We start from the raw sequence: 24,755 nt of genomic DNA, 5'->3' as shown, positions 1-24,755 counted from the left end.
TTCTCAACCAAAATGGCATCTCAAGGGCGGCATGGCTCGCACGCCGTGGGATAATTGGTATACTTTGGCAACATAGGGCTTGCCTTAGCGCAGTAACTTTGGATAATGCCCTTCTTTTTATAATTTTCCAATCATATAAGTGTCAGGATCCCGTGGGATCATATGAGTTTGTGAGTCGAGCCTAGAGTCGCTTGACGCTGACTTTTTCTCGGCGCTATATGGCCAACCAATGGCAGATCTGAGGCTGAAAAATAATGAGCGAAGTGACCACCGCAGAGTTTAACGAAGAGGGTAAATACCTTCGCAAAGTGAGAAGCTTTGTTTTACGTGAAGGACGTTTGACCAAGGGCCAGGCGCAGGCGATGGAGCAGCAATGGCCTGTGATGGGACTGGACTACTCGCCCGAGCCACTGGATCTGGTCAAGGTGTTTGGCCGCGAAGCCGATACCGTGCTGGAAATTGGGTTCGGCATGGGCGCCTCACTGGTTGAGATGGCTAAGGCGGCTCCCGAGCTTAACTTTATCGGTATCGAAGTTCACAAGCCTGGCGTGGGTGCCTGTCTTGCTGATGCGGCTGAGGCCGGCGTCACTAACCTGCGGGTGTTCCACCATGACGCCATCGAGGTGTTGGAAAACAGCATCCAAAGCGGCAGCCTGGCGAGAGTACAGCTATTCTTCCCAGATCCTTGGCACAAGAAGCGTCATCACAAGCGCCGCATCGTTCAGCCGGAATTTGCCGAGCTTATTCGTCGCTGCCTTAAGATAGGTGGTGTGTTCCACCTGGCGACCGATTGGGAAAACTACAGCGAGCACATGTTAGAGGTAATGAATGCGGCGCCTGGCTATAAGAACCAGGCGCAGGATGGCGACTTCGTGCCACGTCCCGACCATCGTCCGCTGACCAAGTTTGAGGCCAGGGGCCACCGTCTAGGGCATGGCGTCTGGGATCTGATGTTCGAGCGTACCGAGTAAGCTTAATTTCTATAACGAGCGTACCGAGTAAGCTTAATTTCTATAAAAAGAGGGAATACACATGGCAACACGTAGTCGTCGTTTACGTAAAAAATTACGCATTGATGAGTTTCAAGAGTTCGGCTTCGATGTGAATTGGACCTTCGATGATTCGGTAAGCGAAGAGCAGATCGATGCTATCGTCGATCAGTTTATCGACCAGGTGATCGAGGTGAGAAAGCTGGGTTTCCACGGTGGCGGCCATAAAGAGTGGGAAGGCATCATCGCCACTCAAACTATCGGCAAGTGCACCGAAGAAGACAGACAAGCCGTGAGTGACTTTTGGAAGAGTCAGCCGGTAAAAGACGTCGTGGTCAGCGAGCTGTACGACATCTGGTGGAACTAATGCCACAGAAGGACCTGCTCGAGACTATTATCGAGCAGGTGCGTCCTCTGCTGGGAAAGGGCAAGGTCGCCGACTATATTCCCGCCTTGGCCGAGGTGGATCCTACCAAGCTTGGGATCGCCGTGACCACAATCGATGGTCAAACCATAGGGGCTGGAGACTATCTCGAGCCCTTTTCGATCCAGAGTATCTCTAAGGTCTTTAGCCTCACGGTCGCCCTGACCCTGTACGAGGAGGCTGAGATCTGGTCTCGCGTCGGTAAGGAGCCCTCGGGGCAGTCCTTTAACTCCCTGGTGCAGATAGAGCTCGAGCGCGGAGTGCCGAGAAATCCCTTCATCAACGCCGGCGCACTCATCATCGCCGATCTGTTGCAGAGTCGCCTCGGCGCGCCTAAGCATCGTATGCTCGAGGTGGTCAGAAAGCTGAGCGCCAATCCCCATGTGATTTATGACAAGCGTGTCGCGGCCTCTGAATATGAGCACAGCGCCCGCAACGCGGCCATCGCTTACCTGATGAAGTCCTTCGGCAACTTTAATAACGATGTCGATAGGGTACTGAGAAACTACTTCCACTACTGCGCGCTGAAGATGAGCTGCGCCGATCTATCTAAAGCCATGCTCTATCTGGCCAACCGAGGCCAGAGTCTCTCGGCAGAGCAGGTGGTCTCGCCCATACAGACACGTAAGCTAAACGCGCTGCTGGCGACATCTGGTCTGTACGACGGTGCGGGGGAGTTTGCCTATCGGGTCGGCATGCCGGGTAAGAGCGGCGTGGGTGGCGGCATCATCGCCGTGATCCCGGGCGATATGAGCATCTGTGTTTGGTCACCCGAGCTAGATAAGAACGGTAACTCCCTGGCGGGCACCGCCGCACTCGAGAAACTCTCCCAAGCCTTGGGCCGTTCTATCTTCTAACAGAGCGCCTGATTAGGCGCTCTTTCATTTAACTCTTTGCTTTGTTTTTATCTTTCTCTGCATTCTACTTTTCATGTCTTAGCTGCATTCGCGTCGATGGTGAAATTTACTAAAAACTGGTTGAAGGCTTTACTTTTGTTAGCCTCTAGCCGACTTATAGCCTTGGCCTACATCGTCACTTCTATCTAATCCATTGATTATATTTAATTAGTTAAAATTGGCACGATACCTGTATTGTTAGTCATCAACGACACATGGTGCACCTTAAGCTTCTCATCATGTGATTTTCGATGACTTAAGGAATAAGAATATGAAGAAATTGACCGCATCTCTTGGACTGACAGCTTTCGTACTTGCCACCACCAGCGCCGCCTGGGCCGGTGAAGATAAAGATAACCACATCTCCTTTGGACGGGATGACAAACAGTGCGAGGTGAGCCTCAATTACGATGTTTCCGTCGAACCTAGCAAGTTGGTGGTCAGTGAGGCGAAGAAAGAAGTGTATCGCATCGAGCTTGGCCGTCTCTACGTTAACGGTGACAAGGTTGAGCTAAACGACAAGCAGCAGGCGTTGGTTAATCAATATGCCGGTGAGGTGTCTAAGCAGCTTCCCGAGGTGATCGACGTGGTGCATGACACCGTCGATATAGCCTCTACCGCCGTGAGCATGGCGCTCACGCCGCTGCTGGGTGACGCCGCCGGAGCCAAGATAGATGAGATGATGGACGGCATGTCGAAGCGCATCGACAAGGTTGCTTACCAAAATGGCGATAAGTTCTACCTGGGCGCCACCGAATCTTCTATCGAAGACACCTTTGGCAAAGAGTTCGAGCAAGAGATGGAGCAGCTGGTGCAGAGCTCTATCGGCAGCATGATGATGACCCTGGGTAGCGAGATGATGAAGGGCGACGGCGAGAGTTTCGAGGAGAAGATGAACGCCTTCTCGGCCAAGATGGACAAGGTGGGCGACGATATCGAAGCCCAGATTGAACAGCAGGCCACAGATCTCGAGGCGCGCGCCGATAAGCTGTGTGACAACTTCCAGCAGCTGGCGGCTCTAGAGTCTCAGATGCGCAGCGAAGTCCCGGTCCTACGTGACTATCCACTGGTGAGCGCTAAGCAACAAACCCTGCGGGAATAGCCCGCAAACGATTTCCTCTGGCATAGCAACATCCACATTTCCCTGCACTTACCTTGGGTGCAGGGCTTTTTTTATTCTGGGCCTGCAATTGTTATGACTTTTCCTCTACTCCTAACTGGGTGTATAGTGGCTAGAAAATAGGTATTAGAATCAAAGAGCAAATCTTTGGTATACTTGTAAAAAATAATAACAATGCTGGCGAAATTTCGATAACGAAATGGCTAACAGTCTGACTCTACTCTTAAAATAATCTGCATAGTCAAGGGGATAACTTCGCACTTAGGAGGTATCTCTATGATTTATAATTGGTATTTATAGGGTCGCAAACACCTTAAGGCTATTTAAATGTTAGAACTTTTAGAACCTATTGCAATTTTTACTCATGTTGCTCGCGCCGGGAGCTTTAGCTCTGCCGCGCGAAAATTGGGGATTTCTAAATCAAAGGTCAGTACTCAGGTTGCCGACCTTGAGCATAAATTAGGTGTTCAGCTGATACAGCGTACCACTCGGAGTCTGAGTTTAACCGAGGCCGGACAGCTGCTTTATGCCCAGGGTGAAGAGTTGCTTCGCGATGCCGATCAGGCAGTCGCCAGCGTACACAATCTCAACGATGCCACGCGCGGCGTACTCAAGGTGGGGATCTCCCAATCCTTCGGTACCATGCACATCATTCCAGCCTTACCAGATTTTATGGCCAGACACCCTGAGTTGGAGCTACAGGTTAGCCTGTTGGACCATAAGGTGGATGTGGTCAGTGAGGGCTTAGATCTCCTGTTGACCATGTCTGAGCAGCTGCCGCTTGGCATGGTGGCCAGACCCCTGATGAAGTGTCAGTTCCTGTTGGCGGCATCTCCCGAGTATGTGGCCAAGCATGGTTATCCTGAGCGTCCAGAGCAGCTGGTGGACCATAACTGCCTTGTGTATCACGGCGAGTGGCATGAGCACAGCGTGTGGCAGTTTAAGAAGGGTGACGATTACTGTGAAATTGGCGTATCGGGTAACTTCAGGGTCGACAACGCGCCTGCGCTTAAGTCCGCCGCGGTGAGCGGCCTGGGCGTGGTGTATCTCGCCAGTTACCTGCTTGAGAATGAGATAGAGAAGGGCACCCTGGTTCCCTTATTGCCAGAATGGCAGTTGACTCACCATCTGCCATTGCAGGCTGTTTACCCAAGACGTAAACACCTGGCACCTAAGGTGAGCGCCTTTATCGACTTCATTAAGGATCATATCGGTTCACCACCATATTGGGACGAGCCATACGCCGCCCTGTATGCCCAGCGTAAATAGCAGGATTTGGCTGAAAAAACAGCATTTTATCCATGTTGCTGTTAAGGTCTTTACGATTTTCAGTTATCAATAACTTAAAAACATTGTTCTGATAACAAGACGATAACCCCCGGTATTTTTGATGTCGGGGGTTATCTTTTTATAATCATATAGTTGCACTGGTATTACCTCTCTGTTTTGCGATGGCTTATTTAGCTTGAGCTAAAGCTTGAGAGGAATTCACGTTGCAGTCTGTTCTTAATTTAATACAATGGTGGCAGTTGATATCGGGATGACCTGAATCAGTTAGCCGAGCCAGAGAATGACCCCTCTCTCGTTTGGTTACACAGGTCGGCGTTACTGCAATCTTGAATCAATGCTGGCAGCGGTTTAAGAACTAAAACAATGCTAGCCTTAAAACCATCATCCTAGTTTTGGTTTACCCCAGCAAAGATTGCTGGGGTATTTTTCTTTTAGGGCCTTGGATTATTAAGCGTCCAGATCTCCGCCCAATCTTTTCCTGTCGCTTCCGCCTTCTGTCATAGTGCTCTGGCTTTGACCAAGCATCTTCATCTTGCCGAATTAGCGTCTTATTACTGAAAAATAAAGATAGTTTAATGCGCTGTGCATGGTATCTGAGTATTACTCAGGGTATCGTGCTGATATTGTTTAATTCAGCTCGTTTCGTGTATGAGGCATTGCATAAAGGGCATGGCGCGATGAGTGTGAAGCGAGATAAAGGGAAGTCTATGGCGCGTAAGATCTTATTGTTGATTGTGGGTTTGCTGGTTCTAGTGGTGCTGGCGGGTGTCTATCGTTTTAATTTTACAAATGACGATCTCTATGTGGTTAAGGAAGATGGCAGTGTCATCCCCTTAGATGAGGATGTCGATAAGGTGATGCTTACCCTCTTTAGCATCAAGACCCATAAGGCTTGGTCTATCCAGCTGCCTGAGTCTCAGGCCGAGGCGAGACTCACCAGTATCAGTCTGAGCGGCGACAGACGCTTTGCCAGCGGCGATTACCAGGATGGCCCTGAGCGGGGCAGTGTGCACCTGGACTATATGAAGATAGTGACGCTGAACCATGTCGCCGATGGGGAAGAAGAGCGCGTGTCCGATACAAACAGCGACGAGATGCTGTTTGTGGCGCCCTTCTTCGTCTCCAATCAGGGCAGCGGTGTATTCGCCTATCTGGGGCTGTTTAGCATCAATCATAAGCTTGGCGATATCGAGCAGTTAGACAGCTACTTCATCGGAGACAGGGTCGAGATAAGCGCTTTGCAGACCGCGGAGCCGTTTGATCTGACCTCGAGTGTGTCGCTGAGCTATCTCACCCATGGCGATCAGCAGGCGATGGCCGAGGCGCCCACCAACAAGTTGACCAAGCTTATCAAGGTGACCCGAAAGGGTTTTAGCGAGTAAGCCTTAATCCTCAGCTAAGAGGCGTTAGCCTTGATTGAGAACAGAAGAATTAGCCGATAAAACTAAAAAGGCCGTTCTGGTTGAGAGCGGCCTTTCTTATGGCTAACTATGCCTTGAATACTGGCTCTAGTGATGAGGTTTAGAAATTAGGCCTTATGAGCCCAGTTCATCACCTTAGATTCCAGCACATCCAGCGGCAGCGGTCCGTTCTTCAGTACCAGAGTGTGGAACTCGCGAATATCGAACTTATCGCCCATGATGGCCTTGGCCTTCTCGCGAATATCGACAATCTTGAGCATGCCTATCTTGTAGGCGGTTGCCTGTGATGGCATCACGATATGACGCTCCACCATCTTGATGGCGTCCGACTCGGCATTAGGGGTGTTGTTGACATAGTATTGTATCCCTTGCTCGCGGGTCCAACGCTTGGCGTGGATGCCAGTATCTACTACCAGACGACATGAGCGCCATAGCTCCATGGCCAGGCGGCCAAAATCTGAGTAGGGGTCTTTATACAGGCCCATCTCCTTAGGGAAGAACTCGCTGTACAGGCCCCAGCCTTCTATGTAGGCGGTGTAGCCGCCAAACTTTCTGAACTTAGGGATCCCCTGTAGCTCCTGGGCGATGGCGATCTGCATATGATGGCCAGGAGTACCCTCGTGGTAGGCCAGCGCCTCCATCTGATACTTGGGCATGGCCTCCATGTCATAGAGGTTGGCGTAGTAGGTGCCTGGGCGGCTGCCATCCGGAGTCGGCTGATTATAGAAGGCCTTACCGGCCGACTTCTCTCTGAACGCCTCGACCCGTTTTACTATCATGGGCGCCTTAGGCTTAACAAAAAACACCTCATCCAGACGAGAGGAGATGTTATCTATCAATGCCTTGGCATCGTCAAGATAGGCGGTGCGGCCTTCTTCTGTGTCGGGATAGTAGAACTGCTTATCTTCACGCATAAACTTGAAGAAGGCCTTAAGATCGCCCTCGAAGCCGACCTTCTTCATGATGGCGCGCATCTCCTGATGGATGCGATCCACCTCTGCGAGCCCCAGCTGGTGGATCTCATCGGCTGTCATATGGGTGGTCGTGGTGCGAGCCAGGGCGTTGTTGTAGAATGCCTCGCCGTCTCTGAACTTCCATACACCATCTTTGGTGTCGGCGCGCTTTTCCAGGGTTTCGACATAGGCGATAAGCTTGTCATAGGCAGGCTTGACCTGATCGGTCAGCGCCTGTTTGGCCTCATCGAGTAGCTTATTGCGCTGGGCATCGTCTATCGCAAGTTTAGCTACCTTGCGCTGAAAATCGGCCCAGATGGCACTGTCATCATTTTGATCGAAGGGGGCGCCGCTGATGATGTTGCGACTGTCTGACAGCACATAGGCAAACACAAACTTAGGCGCTATGATGCCCGCCTTGGCGCGCTCCTCTAGGGCTTCTTCCAACTGCTGCATGTAGTGGGGCACACCCTTGAGGCGGCTGATATAGGCCTCGGCGTCCGAGACGCTGTCTATCTGATGTTGGTTGATCAGGAAAGATGCCACCATGGAGTGGCCGCCATACATCTGGTTAACCGGATAAGTATACAGGCGCCACTTGTAGTCGCTGATGCTCTGCTCAAGTTTCTGAGTCAGCAGGTCGTAGCTAAGCAGGGTCTGGGCATCTAACTTGCTTTTGTCTATCTGCTTAAGCTGGGCCAGATGCTGCTTATCTCTCGCCAGGCTCTTCTTATCGGCGGCTTCACCGCGCTCATCCCACTTGCCATAGTCTGTCTTGATCCCAAGATGGGTCTGGCTGATGGGGCTGGCCATTACGTTTTCCATGAAGATGGTTTCGAACAGTTGATTGGCCTTCTGCGATTCCTGGGCGCTAATCTTCTGTAAGGGTTCGCTGGCGCTAAGTAGGGGGAGTGAAACTGGCGCGGCGTGCACTGCGCCAGAAAGGAGTGTCGCCAGAGAGATGGCGAGGATAGTTGTTTTTGTTTTTATTGGCATGACTTTATTGGCTTAACTCTATTGGCCAAACTTGGCGTTTGTTGATTAGTGCCTGTTATCCTAATAAAGCCGACGATTAAATATGCAAACTAAGTGTTAGAAAATGTTTCTGTTCCCCTCGAATGAGGGGAAAGATTATTCGCAAAATAGCCCAAGTAGCTCGTTGACAAACATCTGCCCCTTGGCCGTGAGCTGCCAATGTTCATCTTCTATGATGACCAACCCCTTGGCCGCGCCCCGCGCCATGCCTTCATCCAGCACCTCTGCCGAGAGGCCTGTGCGGCTTTCAAACTCGCGCTTGGGAATGGGCGACATCAGCCTCAGGCGGTTCATCAGGTATTCCAGCGCCCTGTCTTCCGGCTGCACCTCGCTCTTATCGAATAGATAGTCATCGGCGCCCAGGTAACCCTTGGGATGCTTTATCTTCACCGTGCGGTAGATGCGCTGATCTTCTGCCATGGTGATCTTGCCGTGGGCACCACAGCCGATCCCCAGATAGTCACCAAACTGCCAGTAGTTGAGGTTGTGACGACACTGATAGCCGGGCTTGGCGTAGGCGGAGATCTCATATTGCTCATAGCCGAGCGCCGCCAGACGCTGCTGGCCCTGCTCATAGATCTGCCACAGCGCCTCGTCGTCCGGCAGTTGGGGAGGCTTAGAGTGAAACAGGGTATTGGGCTCTATGGTGAGCTGATACCAAGACAAGTGGGGCGGATTGAGGGCCGCTGCTTTGTCGATATCCCGCATCGCTTCCTCGAAGCTCTGATTGGGCAGGCCGTGCATGAGATCTAGGTTAAAACTCTGGTAACCGGCCTGGGCCGCCTTGGTGGCCGCCACTTCCGCCTCATGCTTGTCGTGAATTCGCCCTAGCAGATTCAGCTTATCGCTGGAAAAACTCTGCACGCCGATGGAGAGGCGAGTCACCCCGGCGGCGCAGTAGGCGCTAAAGTCATCGTGCTCCAGAGTGCCAGGGTTGGCCTCCATGGTGATCTCTATATCCGGCGTAAAGGGGATCTGCGCCCTTACGCCATCGAGCAGTCGCTTTATCTGACCTGCATCGAACAGTGATGGGGTGCCGCCACCGATAAAGATGGAGTGCAGGCTGCGCCCCTGTACATAGGCCGCATCGTTTTTCAGATCATTGAGCAGGTCGTCCACATATTCCTGCTGCGGCAGCTCACCATGTTGGCCATGGGAGTTGAAGTCGCAGTAGGGGCATTTCTGCACGCACCAGGGAATGTGAATATAGAGACTGAGCGGAGGAAGCGTAAGCATTAGCCGAGTACACCCTTGGCCTTGAGTTCGCTTAGCAGCAGTTGCATCGCCTTGCCTCTGTGGCTGAGGGCATTCTTCTCATCGCTGCTTAGCTCGGCGGCGCTGCACTCGTGCTCGGCCGGAATAAAGACTGGATCATAACCATGACCGTTATCGCCCTTAGGCTCGAAGCCTATGCTGCCCTCCCATGAGGCCTGGCAGATGATGGGGGTCGGGTCTTTGGCGTGGCGCATGTAGACCAGGATGCACTGAAAACGTGCGCTGCGCTTGTCGTTGTCAGTCAGGGCGCCGAGCAGCTTAGTGTAGTTGTCGCTATCGCTCGCGCCTTCTCCGCCGTAGCGGGCCGAGTAGATGCCGGGGGCACCCTCTAAGGCGTCTACTTCCAGGCCGGAATCGTCGGCGATGGCTGCAAGGCCGGTTACCTGTGCGGCGTGGCGAGCCTTGATGATGGCGTTCTCGACGAAGGTGGTGCCGGTTTCCGGAACCTCTTGAACATTAAATTGGCTCTGTGGCAGGACTTCGATGCCAAATTCGGCAAGGATCTCGGCAAACTCTTTCAGTTTTCCCTTGTTGCCGCTGGCTAATACGATTTGATTCATTTTCGCTGACTCATGGTGGCAGGTTTCAATGGCCGCAATCATACCCAAGCTGGCGGGGAAACGATAGGGCATCTGCTTAAATAACAACAAGCCGCGCTGGGCGCGGCTTCAACTGGGTTTGAATTGGCTTAATGGGGCCGATTAATCGACGTAAAACTTCTGCTTAAACTTCAGCTGGGTGTTGAGCTTGTTGCCATACTTGATGGCTATCTGAAAGTTGATCTCCTGATCGTCCCGGTAGGGCACCTCGGCGATGTAATAGATGGCCTCGCCTTCGCGGATCTCCTTGAAGGTCAGCTCTACCCTGGCATCGAGCAGGTTGTTGGCGATCCCCGAGATCTCTACCGGAATGGCGGGCGTGCCTTCGGCGCTGGTATCGAGCACAGAAATATTGATAAGGCCGGTATAGCTGCTGCGCTTGATGCCATAGGTCTTGGCGATAGAGGGGGTAATAAAGGTGCTGCCCAGGGCAACATAGTGGATATCGAAATTGCCGACGCTCTGCTTCTGCTCCGCCGCGGCATTGCCCATGCTAAGCAGGGTAAGCGCCAAGGCACAAAAAAGGGTACGTATCATGGTGAACTCCTGTCACGGGATAATTGATTCTAGTATAGCTATTAAAGTCTTAGGCTGCGGCGCCTTAGTTTATTTGCTTACACATTTCATGGGATTAAGACAGATATAGCCTCGGGGATCTCCTTTGGCATCACCACGCGGATCTGCTTGTGGCGCCCAAGTTCCCCCTTCTCGATAAGGATATTGCCCTTGGCCGTCTTAAATTGCTTCGCCAGAAACTTACACAGGTGGGCATTGGCCTTGCCGTCGATGGGCGGGGCGGTAATGGCCACCTTAAGCTCGTCGCCGTGGGGACCAACAATCTGGTCCCGGCTGGCTTTAGGCTGGATATAGAGCCTGATGACGAGGTCGTCCTCTTCTTTGGTGACAACCGCCATCTAGACGTTGGCCCAGAAGGGAACGTACTGAGATAAGAGCTTGTTGATGAAGATCAGGCCGAACATGAAGATCATCACAGAGAAATCCAGGCCACCCATGGGAGGGATGATCCGGCGAATCGGGGCGACCAGCGGCTCGGTCAGCTGCGCCATCACCATCTCGATGGGATTGTGGCCCTGGCTGACCCAGCTGAGGATGGCGCGCAGGATAAGCATCCAGAACAGCAACACGCCCGCCTGTTTCACCACAGAGACCAGCGCCACCAGGAGTATGATAGGCAGGTTAATGGCGGCGCCCGCCATCAGGCTGAGGATCACAAACTTGATCACCACCACCGCCAGGGCGAGTACCACTGAGGCAGTATCTAAGCCGCCCAGTGGCGGCAGGAAGCGGCGCATGGGGCCGACCACGGGATGGGTCGCCTTGACCACAAACTGGCTGAATGGGTTGTAAAAATCGGCGCGGGCCAGCTGCAACCAGATACGAATGATGACCACCATGAGGTACAGGTCAAACAGGGTGTTCACTAAAAAACTTAATGCATCCATTGTGTTTCTCTACTGTGCTGTATCGAATAAAACTAGGGTTAAACCTATATAGGCCAGCCCTAAAACTGCTTCGCCATCTCCTGAGCCCTGTCCATGCAGTCGTGCATGGCGGTGCGCACTATCTCCCTCAGGCCGGCGCGCTCGAACGCCGCTAGGGCCTGAGCCGTGGTGCCGCCCTTAGAGGTGACATTTTCCCTTAATTGCGCTGGCGAAAGTTGTGGGTTCTGCTTCACCATAGAGGCCGCGCCTAATGCTGCCTGCTGCACCATCTCTCGGGCGGTCTGCTCGTCGACGCCATCTTGTTTGGCACTGTCAATCATAGCCTCCATCATAAGGAAAAAATAGGCTGGAGAGCTGCCCGCTAGGGCGATCACCTGGTTGAGATCCTCTTCCTTTTCGACCCATACGGTTTCGCCGCCGGTTTGCATCAGCTGCTCACACAGCTCGCGGTCTTGCGCGCTCACGCCCTGCTCGGCGTAGAGCCCGGTCATGCCAAGGCCTATCTGCGTCGGGGTATTGGGCATGGTGCGGATAAGCTGAATCGGCTGCTTGAAGAAGGCGTGGTAGCGCTCGGCCGTGACCCCAGCGGCGATGGTAACGATAAGCTTGTCTTTCAGGTTGAGTCCGCTCATCGCTTCGCACACCTGCTGCATCAGCTGAGGTTTCACCGCCAGCACGATAACGTCGGCCTCATCGGCGGCCTGCAGGTTGTCGTGGGAGACTTGGATGCCTAAATCATTTTTCAGGGCGACCAGCTTGGCCTCGCTGGGATTGGTGGCGTGAATAAGCTCTGGTGCATAGCCGCCCTTGACCAGGCCGCTGGTGATACTGCGGGTCATGTTGCCCGCGCCGATAAAGCAAATCTTCTTTTGTGTCATAAGGGTCTCTATTTATTCGTCTAACTATCTATATTTGGGCATTCAGGGCAATTACAAGGCCTTAGGCTCTTAGCACTTAAGCCTTTAAGCTTTAGCGTAATCCCGGGCGCCGAAGATGGCACTGCCGATACGCACCATGGTCGAGCCTGCGGCGATCGCCTGCTCAAGATCTTGGCTCATTCCCATGGAGAGGGTATCCAGGCTCGGGTGTTGCTGTTTCAGCGCCTCGAACAGGGCCTGCATCTGGCTAAACTCGGCCTGCTGCAGCGCAACATCGTCTGTGGCGGTGGGAATGGCCATAAGCCCTCTCAGGGTCAGCTTGGGCAGGGAGGCGATGATTTCGGCCAGGTGAGCGACCTCATCTGGATTAACGCCCGACTTGCTCTCCTCCTGGCTGACATTCACCTGGATGCAGACCTGCAGCGGTGGTAGATGGCTGGGGCGCTGCTCGCTCAGGCGTTTGGCGATCTTCTCTCGGCTCAGTGTGTGCATCCAGTCGAAGTGCTCGGCGATGCTCTTGGTTTTGTTCGACTGTAGCGGGCCGATGAAGTGCCATTCGATGTCGCCATGGCTTTCGCGCAGGGCATTTATCTTCTCTTCACCTTCCTGAACATAGTTTTCACCAAAAAGCCGCTGCCCAGCATCATATGCCGCTACTATCTGATCTATCGGCTTGGTTTTACTGACCGCCAGCAGCTGTATATCCCTGCTATCACGTGATGAATTTTGCGCCGCTTGAGCGATTCTTTGGTGGGCGTCGGCCAGTCTGTCTGCTATTGTTGTCATGTTGTAAGTTTTTGGTTGAATGGATATCCCATACTATGGAAATCACAGAGTTACTTGCCTTTAGTGTAAAACACAACGCGTCGGATCTACACCTTTCTGCGGGAGTCTCTCCCATGATACGTGTTGATGGTGAGGTCAGAAAGATTAATCTGCCGGCCCTGGATCATCAAGGCGTACACAGCCTCGTTTATGACATCATGAACGACAAACAGCGTAAAGATTATGAAGAGCATTTAGAGATAGATTTCTCGTTTGAAGTGCCCAACTTAGCCCGTTTCCGTGTGAACGCCTTTAACCAGTCCCGCGGCGCCGCGGCGGTGTTCCGAACCATTCCCAGCGAGATCTTAAGCCTGGAGAAACTGGGCGCCCCTGAGATTTTCAAGAAGATTGCCAGCTTTCCCCGTGGTCTGGTGTTGGTAACCGGCCCGACAGGTTCGGGTAAGAGTACCACCCTGGCGGGCATGATAGATTATGTAAACGAGAACCGTCACGACCATATCCTGACCATCGAAGACCCTATCGAATTCGTGCACCAGAACAAGCAGTGTCTGATCAACCAACGTGAGGTGCACAGACACACCCACAGCTTCAACGCCGCGCTGCGTAGCGCACTGCGTGAAGACCCGGACGTGATCCTGGTGGGTGAGATGCGTGACCTCGAAACCATACGTCTGGCGATGACGGCGGCGGAAACCGGTCACTTAGTATTTGGTACCCTGCACACCACCTCGGCGGCGAAAACCATCGACCGTGTGGTCGACGTATTCCCCGAGGGCGAGAAGAGTATGGTGCGTACCATGTTGTCTGAGTCCCTGCAGGCGGTAATCTCCCAGACCCTGATCAAGAAGGTCGGCGGCGGTCGTGTGGCGGCCCACGAGATCATGATGGGTACCCCGGCGATTCGTAACCTTATTCGCGAAGATAAGGTGGCACAGATGTACTCGGCCATTCAAACGGGTATGGCCCACGGCATGCAGACCCTAGATCAGTGTCTGCAGAATCTGGTCAACCGTGGCCTGATCACCCGTGAAGATGCGATGGCCAAGAGTTCTAATAAAAACGCTAGTTTCTAGTAAGGTTTGAGTATGGAAGTTCGTCCATTTTTAAAGGTGATGGTAGAGCGCAAGGCGTCGGATCTCTTCATCACCGCCGGCTTTCCCCCCAGCGCTAAGGTTGATGGCGAGGTGCGCCCCTTAGCCGAGAACCCTTTTACCCCGGCTCAGTCGCTGGAGTTTGTCGAGGCCCTGATGACAGAGGCCCAGCGTAAAGAGTTTCACGAGACCCGCGAATGTAACTTCGCCTATGGCGAGAAGGGCCTGGGACGTTTTCGTGTCAGCGCCTTCTGGCAGCGCGAGTCACCGGGCTGCGTGATGCGTCGTATCGAGACCAAGATCCCGCTGGTGGAAGATCTTAAGCTGCCACCAATCCTGAAAGACCTGGTAATGAGTAAGCGTGGCCTTATCATCATGGTGGGTGGTACGGGTACGGGTAAGTCGACCTCGCTGGCGGCGCTGGTGGGTTACCGCAACTCCCACGCCCGCGGCCATATCCTCACCATCGAAGATCCGGTGGAATTTGTCCACGACCATCGCAAGAGCATCATCACCCAGCGTGAGGTGGGTATAGATACCGACTCTTTCGATGCCGCGCTCAAGAGTTCGCTGCGTCAGGCGCCGGACGTGATCCTGATCGGTGAGATCCGTACCCAGGAGACCATGGAGTTTGCTCTGTCGTTCGCCGAAACCGGTCACCTCTGTATGGCTACCCTGCACGCCAACAACGCTAACCAGGCGCTGGACCGCATCATGCACTTGGTGCCCGAGAGTAAGCACCAGCAGCTGCTGTTTGACTTGTCGCTGAACCTTCGCGGCATCGTGGCGCAGCAACTTGTGCCTAAGGCAGATGGCACGGGTCGCCGAGCGGCCATCGAGGTGTTGATCAACACCCCAAGGGTTGCCAGCATTATCCAGAAGAACGAGCTGCATCTGCTTAAGGAAACCATGGCCAAATCCAACGAGCAGGGGATGCAGACCTTCGACCAGGCGCTGCTTAAGCTCTATGTGGAAGGTGAGATCAGCTACTCGGATGCGCTGCACCACGCCGACTCGCCAAACGATCTGCGCTTGATGATCAAGCTGCAAAGCTCAGAATCGGCAAGCTCAGGTTTCATGGAAGGTGTGACGCTGGATCTCGATTAGCCTCTTATTGCACTTTGAAAAAACCGATAATCCTTTTATCGGTTTTTTTATGTGTGGCGATTGATCTCTAATGGGCCGAATCGCGTACTGATGCCCATGCATCATTAGCCTCGGCCAAGTGCCTTGGCGTAAAGAAAAAGAAAGCGGCTTGGGCAACACAGATAAAAACAAGGAATCATTTTGGCAAAATACTTTGGATTGAATAAACAGCAGGGCCATGGCGGCCGCGCGAAGACGACGGTACTGCTGATGAATCTGGGCACCCCGGATGCGCCAACAACGGGCGCGGTGCGTCGTTATCTGGCGGAGTTTCTCTCTGACCCCCGCGTGGTGGAGATCCCTAAGCTGGTGTGGATGCTGATACTGCACGGCATCATTTTGCGGGTCCGCCCAGCAAAATCTGCCGCCCTGTATCAGTCTATCTGGACGGAGCAGGGCTCACCCCTGATGGCGATCACTCAGGCGCAGCGGGACAAGCTAGCACAAAGGCTGAGTGAAAATGGCAGTGACGTCAATGTGGATATTTGCATGCGTTACGGCAAGCCGAGCGTCAAGGAGACGCTGAGAAGGCTTCATAGCGAGGGAACCGACAAACTTATCGTCTTGCCCCTCTATCCTCAGTACGCCGCGCCCACCACGGCCTCGGCCTTCGACGCCCTGACCAAGGAGCTGATGTCCTGGCGCTACCTGCCGTCGCTGCACTTTATCAACAGCTATCATGATCATCCCGATTATATCGCGGCGCTCTCTGACTCTATCGCCAAGGACTTCGAGCAACATGGCAAGCCGAAGAAGTTAGTGCTCTCTTACCATGGCATGCCCGAACGTAACCTGCACCTTGGCGACCCCTACTACTGTCTGTGTCAGAAGACCACCCGCCTGGTGGTGGAACGTCTGGGACTCAGTGATGGCGACTATATCACCACCTTCCAGTCGCGCTTTGGCAAGGCCAAGTGGCTCGGCCCCTATACGGATGCCAGCCTGGAGGCGTTAGCTAAAGAGGGCGAGGATGATGTGGCCATCGTTTGCCCGGCCTTCAGCGCCGACTGCCTCGAGACTTTGGAGGAGATTGAGCATGAGAACCGGGATGTGTTCACCCAGGCCGGTGGCAGCAAGTATCGTTATATTCCCTGTCTAAATGACCAGGATGGCCATATCGATATGATGGTGAATCTGGTGAGGCCTTATCTTTAACTGAGTTAGGTTAAAGGGGGAGAACATCTGCTTTGCAGCAGGCTTGATTGTTATCTGTTTAGCGTATTGAAGGTCGTACCTTCATGGCAACCTAGCGCCTGCCCGGCGGGTGCTGTACATGGATGTACCAATGTCGTGATCACATGGATGTGAAGGAACGACGTATGTGCAAGCACTCTTTTGGCACGCCGCAAGCACGTCCGTGTGGGCTTCACGGCGGCGTCCATGCCGCCGAGAGCCAAAAGCGTGCTTACACCCGTATCTAAACGTCTCTTCGATTTAACTTCATTTGTTGCTGATAGATGGAGACTTAGCACATCTTTGCTTATTTGAAGCAACTCATAACGAGTAGTTGAAACTGGACAGGCATACAGTCGTATTTAAATGATGTGACTTTTGGGTGATTTCAAGTCGAAATCCGTGCGCGTTTTCCCATTTCGGTTTGAATAAATATCTTTCAAATCTATCACTTACGAAATTCGTAACGTAGATAGTAGGTTTGGGAAACGCGCATGCGCGTTTTTCCAGATGGTGTATTTGAAGTAAAGGTGATAACTTCGTTGCAATACAACCAGTTAACAATGCGCGTTTTTACTGGTCTAACATGATAAACACGCATGCGCACTAATAAGCTGTTAACTGCCAAGGAGGCTACGTGCGAGATTTCAGATCAATTATCTATTTAGATAAAGAGTTCATTTCAGAGCAATTTGAGCATTCGAAAGGCGTTTGCCCACAAACTAAAATCACAAAATCTGAAAATGTAAATGCAGGTTTGAAAGCCTTGTTCCTGAGTGCAGGTGCAAGTTCAACAGAGAGTAAGACTTTTGAACGGTCAACAAGCCAAATGTTACATGAATTAAGTGATGAACTTGGTGATTATCAGACTTTTAATTGTGAATTACATAGTGTCGGTTCAACTTCACAATATGCTTGGGTTGAAGGTTGTATGTTTGCCAGTGCTGTAACCGTAAAACGTAAGAAAAGCACAATAACGCTTATTGCTAGGGAATCCCCAGATAATTCCCTTTTTATTCAATTCAGTAGACACGCATGGTGTTGATTGATCTAATTGATTTCGCCAAAAAACTACCAGATCCAACACCATGCGTGATGTCCATATCTTACACGATTTACTCAAAAAGCAATGCCCGCAAATACATCAAAAACGGCTTAATTCTCTGATGGTTGCTACAGAAGCGTTACTTGATGGCAATCAGTTGTCACTCACTCAGCTTGGTCGCAATATCTCTGGTGCGGTGGCGCCAAAGCACAACATCAAACGGATAGACAGGCTACTCGGCAACCCGCATCTACACTCTGATAAATTCGCTATTTATCAATGGCATGCCAAGTTACTCTGTGTTGCTAATCCCATGCCGGTAATCCTCATTGATTGGTCTGATGTCCGTGAACAATTGCGGATGATGACATTGCGAGCCTCTGTCAGTGTGCAAGGGCGCTCGGTTACCCTGTATGAGCGTACTTTCAAGCTTGCCGACTACAATGCTCCACGCAGTCATAACGCCTTCTTGGCGGAGTTGGCACAGGTGCTGCCGTCCCATGTGTGTCCACTGATTGTCACCGATGCGGGTTACCGCAATACCTGGTTTCGGGAGGTGGAACGATATGGTTGGTTTTGGCTTGGCCGTGTCCGTGGGGATGTCGGCTTTCTCCAGGCCAATCATGCCCAATGGCAGTCGAATAAGTCGCTTTATCCCTCCGCCACGGCGAAAGCCCGGCATATTGGTTACGTAAAACTGGGACGAAAATCGCCTATGCGCTGTCATTTACATCTGTACAAGGCTGCGCCGAAATATCGAGCCGACAAGCGGTCATCCAAAGCAGGACGCAATCATACGGCACAACAAAGTTACCGTCTTGGCAGTAAAGAGCCTTGGTTACTGGCAACCAACTTGCCTACGGAGGCGTTCTCGTCAACGCAGGTGGTCAAACTTTATGCCAGACGGATGCAGATAGAAGAAACCTTTCGCGACCTCAAAAGTCCCCAATACGGCATGGGACTCAGACAAAGCCGCAGTCGTTGTCCACGCCGTTATGATGTGTTGTTGCTGATAGCTTTGTTGGCAGAAATCCTGCTTTGGTGCATCGGTCTGGCAGCCAGGCATCTGGGATGGCAGCGGAGGTTTCAAGCCAATACGATACGTGACAGAAACGTGCTATCTGTGCTCCGGCTCGGCAAAGAAGTGAGACGACGTCCGGAATACTCAATCAAAGAATCGCATTTTCGCTGGGCTTGGGGTGAATTTCTTAAACTGGTTAACACCTCTGGGAGGCCCGAATTATGAGGGGATCCTCCAGCGCTTATTGGTAAGCCTTCTGCACCCAATCCAGAAGATCAGGAGAAAATCGTTGCAGAGGAATCATATTTTTCTATAGAAGATCAAAATAACAATAAATTTGCACTTATTACTACTAGTGATTATTTTTCTTCTGGTATCGAGCCATTACTTGCTCTGCGAGAGTCAGTTGTGGGTGAACTTGAGTTTAAAGTTAAAGCTTTACTTCGAGTTCTACCAGCTAAGAGTTCGTTTAAAGAGTGGCTAGCTGTACCTCTAGTGATTCTAGAACAAGGCTGTTAACGAACGCATTAAGGGTGGACGCAAAAAGCTTGGCTGCGCTCATTCTTCGGTTAGTATAGCCAAGCTTTATTGCGCCACTTATGAGGGCGTTAGGCTCTCAGAGAAACTTATGTCCTGCACCGATACACTATTTGATGAAATGGAAGTTTATTATCGAACGCTGGATGAGCGTCCGGATATTGGCTGGTTTCTTCAGGGGCATATTGTAGTCGAGTACATGTTGAGAAAGAGGTTAGTTGACATAACTGGTTCAGCTTCAAAAAAGCTCGAAAAAAGTGGTTTTTACAAAGTCCTTCTTGAAGCTGAGAAGCACGACGTAGTAAATAAAGATCAGAAGAATGTTCTAGAGAAAATCAACGGCATACGCAATAGGTATGCCCATGAACTTGACTACACTCCTCAGTTATCTGAGTGGTTAGATATCTGGCGAAGTGCAAAAGCAGCTTTTTGTGACATGACGGATGGTATCGAGCAAGGTTTAGCGGAGCTAGAGTCTGTAGATAAATTAGAAGATGCTGACAGGTTTCATCTCAATGAATTATTTGTACAGATTTGTCATGACCTTCTACCTAATGAAGCCTAACAAACCGCTCAAATACGTTCCGGCCACAAAAAGCGTGGCCTCCACCGGACTCGCTATCGCTCGCCGTTTAGCGGGGCGTTAGGTAACTCAAAAGGAATTGTCGTGAAATTCTTCTTAAGTGGTGAACTTGATGGAACAAAGCCGCAAGACCAAATCGATAAAAAGTTTCAAGTTGCTAGCGACTACGTTACTGAAAAGTTGACTCCAATTCTTGAGGTAGAAAGCTACGGAAATGAAGTGGCTGAGCTAAATATTATTCCAATAATCGTAAAACTATCCGATGAAATGGAGGCTGCTGGTTGGCATAAAGAACGGAAAATTTTTAAAAGAAAATCACACTCAACCGACTTCCGTTTGCGTATTGATTATGGTGAATTTTGCAACGGTAGTGACGAACAAAGGATCAAATTACTAATCGATAACATTATCGAATCTGTGCGTATACTAAGTCAGCGCGCAAACAAGAGTTTTGACGGTCAGCGGCTAGAGTCTGATATTCGAAATTGCTTTGGCGTATCCGTACCTAACAAGCGCATAAAGTGAAGGGACTGCTAACGCTTGGCTCGGTTCCGCTTCGCTTCACAGTATAACCAAGCATTATCAGCCCCTTATGCAGGCGTTATATACCTATGAAAGCATCGAAGAAATCATCATTTATAGCCGGCGGAATTATTGTAATTAGCGGAATGCTAATTGAATCACTGTCACTGCCATTTTCTTGGGTGCTGGAGGATCCCCTCATAATTCGGGCCTCCCAGAGGTGTTAACCAGTTTAAGAAATTCACCCCAAGCCCAGCGAAAATGCGATTCTTTGATTGAGTATTCCGGACGTCGTCTCACTTCTTTGCCGAGCCGGAGCACAGATAGCACGTTTCTGTCACGTATCGTATTGGCTTGAAACCTCCGCTGCCATCCCAGATGCCTGGCTGCCAGACCGATGCACCAAAGCAGGATTTCTGCCAACAAAGCTATCAGCAACAACACATCATAACGGCGTGGACAACGACTGCGGCTTTGTCTGAGTCCCATGCCGTATTGGGGACTTTTGAGGTCGCGAAAGGTTTCTTCTATCTGCATCCGTCTGGCATAAAGTTTGACCACCTGCGTTGACGAGAACGCCTCCGTAGGCAAGTTGGTTGCCAGTAACCAAGGCTCTTTACTGCCAAGACGGTAACTTTGTTGTGCCGTATGATTGCGTCCTGCTTTGGATGACCGCTTGTCGGCTCGATATTTCGGCGCAGCCTTGTACAGATGTAAATGACAGCGCATAGGCGATTTTCGTCCCAGTTTTACGTAACCAATATGCCGGGCTTTCGCCGTGGCGGAGGGATAAAGCGACTTATTCGACTGCCATTGGGCATGATTGGCCTGGAGAAAGCCGACATCCCCACGGACACGGCCAAGCCAAAACCAACCATATCGTTCCACCTCCCGAAACCAGGTATTGCGGTAACCCGCATCGGTGACAATCAGTGGACACACATGGGACGGCAGCACCTGTGCCAACTCCGCCAAGAAGGCGTTATGACTGCGTGGAGCATTGTAGTCGGCAAGCTTGAAAGTACGCTCATACAGGGTAACCGAGCGCCCTTGCACACTGACAGAGGCTCGCAATGTCATCATCCGCAATTGTTCACGGACATCAGACCAATCAATGAGGATTACCGGCATGGGATTAGCAACACAGAGTAACTTGGCATGCCATTGATAAATAGCGAATTTATCAGAGTGTAGATGCGGGTTGCCGAGTAGCCTGTCTATCCGTTTGATGTTGTGCTTTGGCGCCACCGCACCAGAGATATTGCGACCAAGCTGAGTGAGTGACAACTGATTGCCATCAAGTAACGCTTCTGTAGCAACCATCAGAGAATTAAGCCGTTTTTGATGTATTTGCGGGCATTGCTTTTTGAGTAAATCGTGTAAGATATGGACATCACGCATGGTGTTGGATCTGGTAGTTTTTTGGCGAAATCAATTAGATCAATCAACACCATGCGTGTCTACTGAATTGAATAAAAAGGGAATTATCTGGGGATTCCCTAGGTAATGGCTTTTATATAGGTCCTAAAGATGCTGAAGGCAGGCGTATATATGGTCGTTGTTTTTTGTGTATGTTTATTTGGTTTGTCGGTGCAGTGGTAACTAGTATTTTAATTGCATGAGTAAGCGGTATATAACAAGGCCATCATGGCAATTGGACGCAAAACGCTTGGCTTGCGCTCCTTCGTCGCTAATTTTAGCCAAGCTTTTATGCGCCCCATATGGCGGCGTTATACTTTTTGGTGAAAATGTCAGGTTATAGATGGAGTTGCCTAGCTTGCGAACGAGGTAACTCGGCTCAAAAAAAATATTGTGAGTATTGTGGAGCAAGCGCAGTCGCTACAGCTTGGGAGTTAGAAGCGCATGAATTCATTATGAACTTCCTCAAAAATAATAATGGAGAGCCTAAATGTAGTGCATGTGGGAATACATCTCATAGAGTCAAATTTAGTGAGGATCCATTCGTATATTTTGAGTCTCGGCAGAGGCCATTGATTAGAGCTATGTTTGTAATATCTACATGCACTGCATGTAATTTAAAACTCAAAACAGAGTATGCAGTACCAACATTCCGCAAACTATATCGCTGGATAACAAAGAAAGATATAGAAAATGAATGGTGGTTAAAAAGGTAAATATGTATAACAAACTGTTTTAAAGTGGACAAAATTTACTTGGTGGGTTTCGCTTCACATTGTAGTAAGCAAAATTCTTTTTTAACAAGGCGTTAAGCTGCGCAAATATTAAGCAGTCCCAAATGAATTCGAACAAAAATCTAACTCGTAAATGCCAAGAACTTTCCCATACCGTCTAATCGAAGAGATGGATAACTGGGTGTAGATACGCCGGTGAGCTTTTGAAACAGGGGCGCTCTTTGACATCCATGTCATTGCGGCATTCGTGAGTCCATTCACATCAGATGTTTAGGCAGAGCCTAAAGGGATTACTCTCTATAAATAAAGAGTCGGCGTCTCACAGGCGTATCTGCACAAAGAGGTCGCTCTTACACATCCCTGTGTTCGCGACATTGGTGCATCCTTGCACTGCACCTGCTACCAAGCAATTCAAAACAGTGACGGTTAACGCTGTAACTAGTCTTGCTAAGGAACAAGCCAAGCTTTGGTTGCGTCCTGTCGAATACACAAAAAGGTCGCTCTTACACATCCCTGTGTTCGCGACATTGGTGCGTCCATGCACTGCACCTGCTGCAAGCAATGCAAAACAGTAACTGTTGGCCATCAAATGACATCGAAACTGTCAGAAAGGTAAGGGTTACAATCAGAGAAAAACTCAGAGAGCGAGTTTCCGCGCAGAAAAAAAGCGGCCTTGTTTGGCCGCCTTCAAACGTTCAAATGTTAGTAGAGATTTTCGAAATAACTCTCGATGATGAGCACCGCCGACATGGAATCGACCTGGCCCTTGGAGAGGGCCTTGTAGCCGCCCATCTCGAACAGTCTAGCCTTGGCGTCGGCTGTGGTGAGGCGTTCATCCTGGGTGGCTGTCTTGACGCCGAAGCGGCCGCTGATGCGGTTGGCAAACTTGCGGGCTCTCTGGGTCATCTCCTGCTCTGTGCCATCCATGTTGAGGGGCAGGCCGACGACGATAAGGTCGGGTTTCCACTCCTTGATAAGCGCCTCTATCTCTTCCCACCTGGGGATGCCGTCGTTTGCCTTGAGGGAGGCGAGGGGAGTGGCGCTGCCGGTGATCTGCTGGCCGATGGCGACGCCTATGCTCTTGGTGCCGAAGTCGAAGCCCAAGACGCTTGCTGAACTCATAGTGAATTTTATCCTTTACTGTTAGGCGTGACCGGCCTGGGAGGAGAGTTGCCAGATGTCGAAGCCCAATGATTCTGTGGCCTTCTGCCAGCGGCTCTCATGAGCCGTGTTGAACATGAGGTCGGTATTAGCGGGGATGGAGAGCCAGGTGTTGTCGGCCAGCTCCTGTTCCAGCTGATGACGGCCCCAGCCAGCGTAGCCGAGGGCGACGATAAACTGCTCGGGCGCCTCTTTGCTGCCCAGGGAGGTGAGCACGTCTCTTGAGGTGGTGAGCATGAGATCGTCGCTGATCTGCTGGCTGTTGCTCCACTGTGGCTGCGGCGTATGCAGCACGAAGCCTTTCTCTTGCCCCACGGGGCCACCTACCAAGACTTTGCTGTTGATGCTCTCTATGGTGTGAAAATCATCCAGCTCCATCTGTCTGAGCAGCTCATTGACATCGACCCCTATGGGGCGATTGATCATCAGCCCCATGGCGCCTTGTTCGTTGTGCTCACACAGGTAGATCACGCTGCGCTCGAAGAATGTGTCCTTAAGCGAGGGCATGGCTATGAGTAAATGATTTTGCAAACTATCCATCTAGCGCTCCAATGGGTTAACCACCCGCCAGTTTCACCTGATAATTCAGTTTTTCCAGCAGTGTCTTTAGCTGCTCTCTGTTGTCTGTTTGGATCTCTATGTTGAACTCTTTAACCGTGCCGCCGCAGCCGCACTGTTTCTTCAGCTTCTGCGCCAGGGCTTTGAGTTCTTTCTCGTCCAGGCCAAGGCCCTTGATCACAGAGACGCCTTTGCCTTTGCGGCCCTTGCTGTCTTTATGAATGCGCACTATGCCGTCGCCTTCTGGGATGGCCTTGGTTTCCTTGGGCTGGTCGATTTTGCCGCCATCAGTGCTGTACACCAGGGCAATATTGGGATCGATTCTCATCATCTGTCACATGCTTAACTAAGATACCCTGAGTTTATCAAATTGAAACTCCCTTGTGGGAGGAGTAATTCTTAGATACGAAAAAAAGACCACCCTAGGGTGGTCATGGATAAGCATAGATACCAAATGCAGGGAGGTATCGGTACTAGGGGCTGTTTATCTTTCAGGTTTAATTTTTGTTCAATCTAAACGCGTTTTGCTCAAGGCGCGCGCTGTGCCGCATAGTATTCTATGCAAATAGCACGCAACACAGGGCAAGGCGCGTTTAGATGAACCCTTCGGGCAGCTTTTGTTGGCCATTTCAACGG

At 51.1% G+C, this 24,755-nt stretch carries 25 protein-coding genes; 13 read left to right on the top strand and 12 right to left on the bottom strand.

The window, feature by feature from the left end:
* Positions 1–254 precede the first annotated feature (254 nt).
* From trmB to K0H81_RS14450, 6 genes are all read left to right on the top strand, one after another.
* Entirely contained in the window at positions 255–971 is a 717-nt protein-coding gene (gene trmB, locus K0H81_RS14475; RefSeq protein ID WP_220058776.1) for a tRNA (guanosine(46)-N7)-methyltransferase TrmB, read from the top strand.
* Positions 972–1,032: 61 nt separating this feature from the next.
* Complete coding sequence (locus K0H81_RS14470) at positions 1,033–1,356, top strand: YggL family protein (RefSeq protein ID WP_011864929.1); 324 nt, start codon at positions 1,033–1,035, stop codon at positions 1,354–1,356.
* Entirely contained in the window at positions 1,356–2,270 is a 915-nt protein-coding gene (gene glsB / locus K0H81_RS14465) for a glutaminase B (protein WP_011864930.1), read from the top strand. The genes K0H81_RS14470 and glsB overlap by 1 nt, the downstream gene beginning before the upstream one ends.
* Positions 2,271–2,580: 310 nt before the next feature.
* Entirely contained in the window at positions 2,581–3,411 is an 831-nt protein-coding gene (locus K0H81_RS14460) for a YggN family protein (protein WP_220058775.1), read from the top strand.
* A 345-nt stretch (positions 3,412–3,756) separates the two neighbouring features.
* Positions 3,757–4,698: a LysR family transcriptional regulator gene (locus K0H81_RS14455; RefSeq protein WP_011864932.1), complete on the top strand. Its 942-nt coding sequence runs from the start codon at positions 3,757–3,759 to the stop codon at positions 4,696–4,698.
* Between the two features lie 698 nt (positions 4,699–5,396).
* Positions 5,397–6,101, top strand: a complete 705-nt coding sequence (locus K0H81_RS14450; RefSeq protein WP_220058774.1) for a hypothetical protein — start codon at positions 5,397–5,399, stop codon at positions 6,099–6,101.
* A gap of 146 nt (positions 6,102–6,247) precedes the next feature.
* Here the strand turns inward: K0H81_RS14450 and K0H81_RS14445 are convergent, their stop codons facing one another.
* From K0H81_RS14445 to K0H81_RS14410, 8 genes are all read right to left on the bottom strand, one after another.
* A complete protein-coding gene (locus K0H81_RS14445) occupies positions 6,248–8,089 on the bottom strand; it encodes a DUF885 domain-containing protein (protein WP_220058773.1) in 1,842 nt (613 codons plus the stop codon).
* 135 nt (positions 8,090–8,224) lie between these two features.
* Positions 8,225–9,364 carry a radical SAM family heme chaperone HemW gene (gene hemW / locus K0H81_RS14440; protein WP_220058772.1) on the bottom strand — a complete coding sequence of 380 codons (1,140 nt, stop codon included), beginning with the start codon at positions 9,362–9,364 and terminating at the stop codon, positions 8,225–8,227.
* Positions 9,364–9,963, bottom strand: coding sequence for an RdgB/HAM1 family non-canonical purine NTP pyrophosphatase (rdgB, locus tag K0H81_RS14435; protein WP_220058771.1), 600 nt, complete (start codon positions 9,961–9,963; stop codon positions 9,364–9,366). Before rdgB ends, hemW begins: the two co-directional genes overlap by 1 nt.
* Before the next feature lie 141 nt (positions 9,964–10,104).
* Complete coding sequence (locus tag K0H81_RS14430) at positions 10,105–10,539, bottom strand: DUF4426 domain-containing protein (RefSeq protein WP_011864937.1); 435 nt, start codon at positions 10,537–10,539, stop codon at positions 10,105–10,107.
* Positions 10,540–10,625: 86 nt separating this feature from the next.
* Positions 10,626–10,916, bottom strand: coding sequence for a DUF167 family protein YggU (gene yggU / locus K0H81_RS14425; protein ID WP_220044600.1), 291 nt, complete (start codon positions 10,914–10,916; stop codon positions 10,626–10,628).
* The gene (locus K0H81_RS14420; protein WP_144201230.1) at positions 10,917–11,465 is read right to left on the bottom strand and encodes a YggT family protein; all 549 of its coding nucleotides are present in this window, start codon (positions 11,463–11,465) and stop codon (positions 10,917–10,919) included.
* 59 nt (positions 11,466–11,524) lie between these two features.
* Positions 11,525–12,343 (bottom strand): pyrroline-5-carboxylate reductase, encoded by an 819-nt coding sequence (proC, locus tag K0H81_RS14415; protein ID WP_220058770.1) that lies wholly within the window; start codon positions 12,341–12,343, stop codon positions 11,525–11,527.
* Positions 12,344–12,427: 84 nt separating this feature from the next.
* Positions 12,428–13,129, bottom strand: coding sequence for a YggS family pyridoxal phosphate-dependent enzyme (locus K0H81_RS14410; RefSeq protein ID WP_220058769.1), 702 nt, complete (start codon positions 13,127–13,129; stop codon positions 12,428–12,430).
* Positions 13,130–13,164: 35 nt separating this feature from the next.
* Here K0H81_RS14410 and K0H81_RS14405 point away from each other — a divergent pair, with 35 nt between their 5' ends.
* The 7 genes from K0H81_RS14405 (at position 13,165) to K0H81_RS14375 (ending at position 20,250) form a co-directional block, all read left to right on the top strand.
* Positions 13,165–14,202, top strand: a complete 1,038-nt coding sequence (locus K0H81_RS14405) for a type IV pilus twitching motility protein PilT (protein ID WP_011864942.1) — start codon at positions 13,165–13,167, stop codon at positions 14,200–14,202.
* A 12-nt stretch (positions 14,203–14,214) separates the two neighbouring features.
* Positions 14,215–15,327 carry a PilT/PilU family type 4a pilus ATPase gene (locus tag K0H81_RS14400; protein ID WP_011864943.1) on the top strand — a complete coding sequence of 371 codons (1,113 nt, stop codon included), beginning with the start codon at positions 14,215–14,217 and terminating at the stop codon, positions 15,325–15,327.
* 180 nt (positions 15,328–15,507) lie between these two features.
* Positions 15,508–16,521 carry a ferrochelatase gene (hemH, locus tag K0H81_RS14395; RefSeq protein WP_220058768.1) on the top strand — a complete coding sequence of 338 codons (1,014 nt, stop codon included), beginning with the start codon at positions 15,508–15,510 and terminating at the stop codon, positions 16,519–16,521.
* Between the two features lie 655 nt (positions 16,522–17,176).
* The gene (locus tag K0H81_RS14390) at positions 17,177–17,584 is read left to right on the top strand and encodes a hypothetical protein (protein WP_220058767.1); all 408 of its coding nucleotides are present in this window, start codon (positions 17,177–17,179) and stop codon (positions 17,582–17,584) included.
* A 43-nt stretch (positions 17,585–17,627) separates the two neighbouring features.
* Positions 17,628–18,830 (top strand): IS4 family transposase, encoded by a 1,203-nt coding sequence (locus K0H81_RS14385; protein WP_220058389.1) that lies wholly within the window; start codon positions 17,628–17,630, stop codon positions 18,828–18,830.
* 403 nt (positions 18,831–19,233) lie between these two features.
* Positions 19,234–19,707, top strand: a complete 474-nt coding sequence (locus K0H81_RS14380) for a hypothetical protein (RefSeq protein ID WP_220058766.1) — start codon at positions 19,234–19,236, stop codon at positions 19,705–19,707.
* 102 nt (positions 19,708–19,809) lie between these two features.
* The gene (locus tag K0H81_RS14375; RefSeq protein ID WP_220058765.1) at positions 19,810–20,250 is read left to right on the top strand and encodes an Imm44 family immunity protein; all 441 of its coding nucleotides are present in this window, start codon (positions 19,810–19,812) and stop codon (positions 20,248–20,250) included.
* 195 nt (positions 20,251–20,445) lie between these two features.
* On the opposite strand, the gene K0H81_RS14370 is transcribed toward K0H81_RS14375, so the two are convergent.
* From K0H81_RS14370 to yciH, 4 genes are all read right to left on the bottom strand, one after another.
* Positions 20,446–21,648 carry an IS4 family transposase gene (locus tag K0H81_RS14370; protein ID WP_220058389.1) on the bottom strand — a complete coding sequence of 401 codons (1,203 nt, stop codon included), beginning with the start codon at positions 21,646–21,648 and terminating at the stop codon, positions 20,446–20,448.
* A gap of 1,454 nt (positions 21,649–23,102) precedes the next feature.
* On the bottom strand, positions 23,103–23,522 hold the full coding sequence (gene ruvX / locus K0H81_RS14365) for a Holliday junction resolvase RuvX (RefSeq protein WP_220058764.1): 420 nt from the start codon (positions 23,520–23,522) through the stop codon (positions 23,103–23,105).
* Positions 23,523–23,543: 21 nt separating this feature from the next.
* Positions 23,544–24,101, bottom strand: coding sequence for a YqgE/AlgH family protein (locus K0H81_RS14360; protein ID WP_220058763.1), 558 nt, complete (start codon positions 24,099–24,101; stop codon positions 23,544–23,546).
* Positions 24,102–24,117: 16 nt separating this feature from the next.
* Complete coding sequence (gene yciH, locus K0H81_RS14355; protein ID WP_011864948.1) at positions 24,118–24,447, bottom strand: stress response translation initiation inhibitor YciH; 330 nt, start codon at positions 24,445–24,447, stop codon at positions 24,118–24,120.
* Positions 24,448–24,755: the final 308 nt, after the last annotated feature.

This window comes from Shewanella halotolerans, from assembly GCF_019457535.1.
In the GTDB taxonomy this organism is placed as follows: Bacteria; Pseudomonadota; Gammaproteobacteria; order Enterobacterales; family Shewanellaceae; genus Shewanella; species Shewanella halotolerans.
Note: the sequence above shows the minus strand (reverse complement) of the source record. Positions and strands in the feature narration are given on the sequence as shown.

What these genes read in the sequence shown, in the direction of transcription:
- trmB (WP_220058776.1), top strand. Translation starts at nt 255, where the DNA reads ATGAGCGAAGTGACCACCGCAGAGTTTAACGAAGAGGGTAAATACCTT.
- K0H81_RS14470 (WP_011864929.1), top strand. Translation starts at nt 1,033, where the DNA reads ATGGCAACACGTAGTCGTCGTTTACGTAAAAAATTACGCATTGATGAG.
- glsB (WP_011864930.1), top strand. Translation starts at nt 1,356, where the DNA reads ATGCCACAGAAGGACCTGCTCGAGACTATTATCGAGCAGGTGCGTCCT.
- K0H81_RS14460 (WP_220058775.1), top strand. Translation starts at nt 2,581, where the DNA reads ATGAAGAAATTGACCGCATCTCTTGGACTGACAGCTTTCGTACTTGCC.
- K0H81_RS14455 (WP_011864932.1), top strand. Translation starts at nt 3,757, where the DNA reads ATGTTAGAACTTTTAGAACCTATTGCAATTTTTACTCATGTTGCTCGC.
- K0H81_RS14450 (WP_220058774.1), top strand. Translation starts at nt 5,397, where the DNA reads ATGAGTGTGAAGCGAGATAAAGGGAAGTCTATGGCGCGTAAGATCTTA.
- K0H81_RS14445 (WP_220058773.1), bottom strand. Translation starts at nt 8,089, where the DNA reads ATGCCAATAAAAACAAAAACAACTATCCTCGCCATCTCTCTGGCGACA.
- hemW (WP_220058772.1), bottom strand. Translation starts at nt 9,364, where the DNA reads ATGCTTACGCTTCCTCCGCTCAGTCTCTATATTCACATTCCCTGGTGC.
- rdgB (WP_220058771.1), bottom strand. Translation starts at nt 9,963, where the DNA reads ATGAATCAAATCGTATTAGCCAGCGGCAACAAGGGAAAACTGAAAGAG.
- K0H81_RS14430 (WP_011864937.1), bottom strand. Translation starts at nt 10,539, where the DNA reads ATGATACGTACCCTTTTTTGTGCCTTGGCGCTTACCCTGCTTAGCATG.
- yggU (WP_220044600.1), bottom strand. Translation starts at nt 10,916, where the DNA reads ATGGCGGTTGTCACCAAAGAAGAGGACGACCTCGTCATCAGGCTCTAT.
- K0H81_RS14420 (WP_144201230.1), bottom strand. Translation starts at nt 11,465, where the DNA reads ATGGATGCATTAAGTTTTTTAGTGAACACCCTGTTTGACCTGTACCTC.
- proC (WP_220058770.1), bottom strand. Translation starts at nt 12,343, where the DNA reads ATGACACAAAAGAAGATTTGCTTTATCGGCGCGGGCAACATGACCCGC.
- K0H81_RS14410 (WP_220058769.1), bottom strand. Translation starts at nt 13,129, where the DNA reads ATGACAACAATAGCAGACAGACTGGCCGACGCCCACCAAAGAATCGCT.
- K0H81_RS14405 (WP_011864942.1), top strand. Translation starts at nt 13,165, where the DNA reads ATGGAAATCACAGAGTTACTTGCCTTTAGTGTAAAACACAACGCGTCG.
- K0H81_RS14400 (WP_011864943.1), top strand. Translation starts at nt 14,215, where the DNA reads ATGGAAGTTCGTCCATTTTTAAAGGTGATGGTAGAGCGCAAGGCGTCG.
- K0H81_RS14385 (WP_220058389.1), top strand. Translation starts at nt 17,628, where the DNA reads ATGCGTGATGTCCATATCTTACACGATTTACTCAAAAAGCAATGCCCG.
- K0H81_RS14380 (WP_220058766.1), top strand. Translation starts at nt 19,234, where the DNA reads ATGTCCTGCACCGATACACTATTTGATGAAATGGAAGTTTATTATCGA.
- K0H81_RS14370 (WP_220058389.1), bottom strand. Translation starts at nt 21,648, where the DNA reads ATGCGTGATGTCCATATCTTACACGATTTACTCAAAAAGCAATGCCCG.
- ruvX (WP_220058764.1), bottom strand. Translation starts at nt 23,522, where the DNA reads ATGAGTTCAGCAAGCGTCTTGGGCTTCGACTTCGGCACCAAGAGCATA.
- K0H81_RS14360 (WP_220058763.1), bottom strand. Translation starts at nt 24,101, where the DNA reads ATGGATAGTTTGCAAAATCATTTACTCATAGCCATGCCCTCGCTTAAG.
- yciH (WP_011864948.1), bottom strand. Translation starts at nt 24,447, where the DNA reads ATGAGAATCGATCCCAATATTGCCCTGGTGTACAGCACTGATGGCGGC.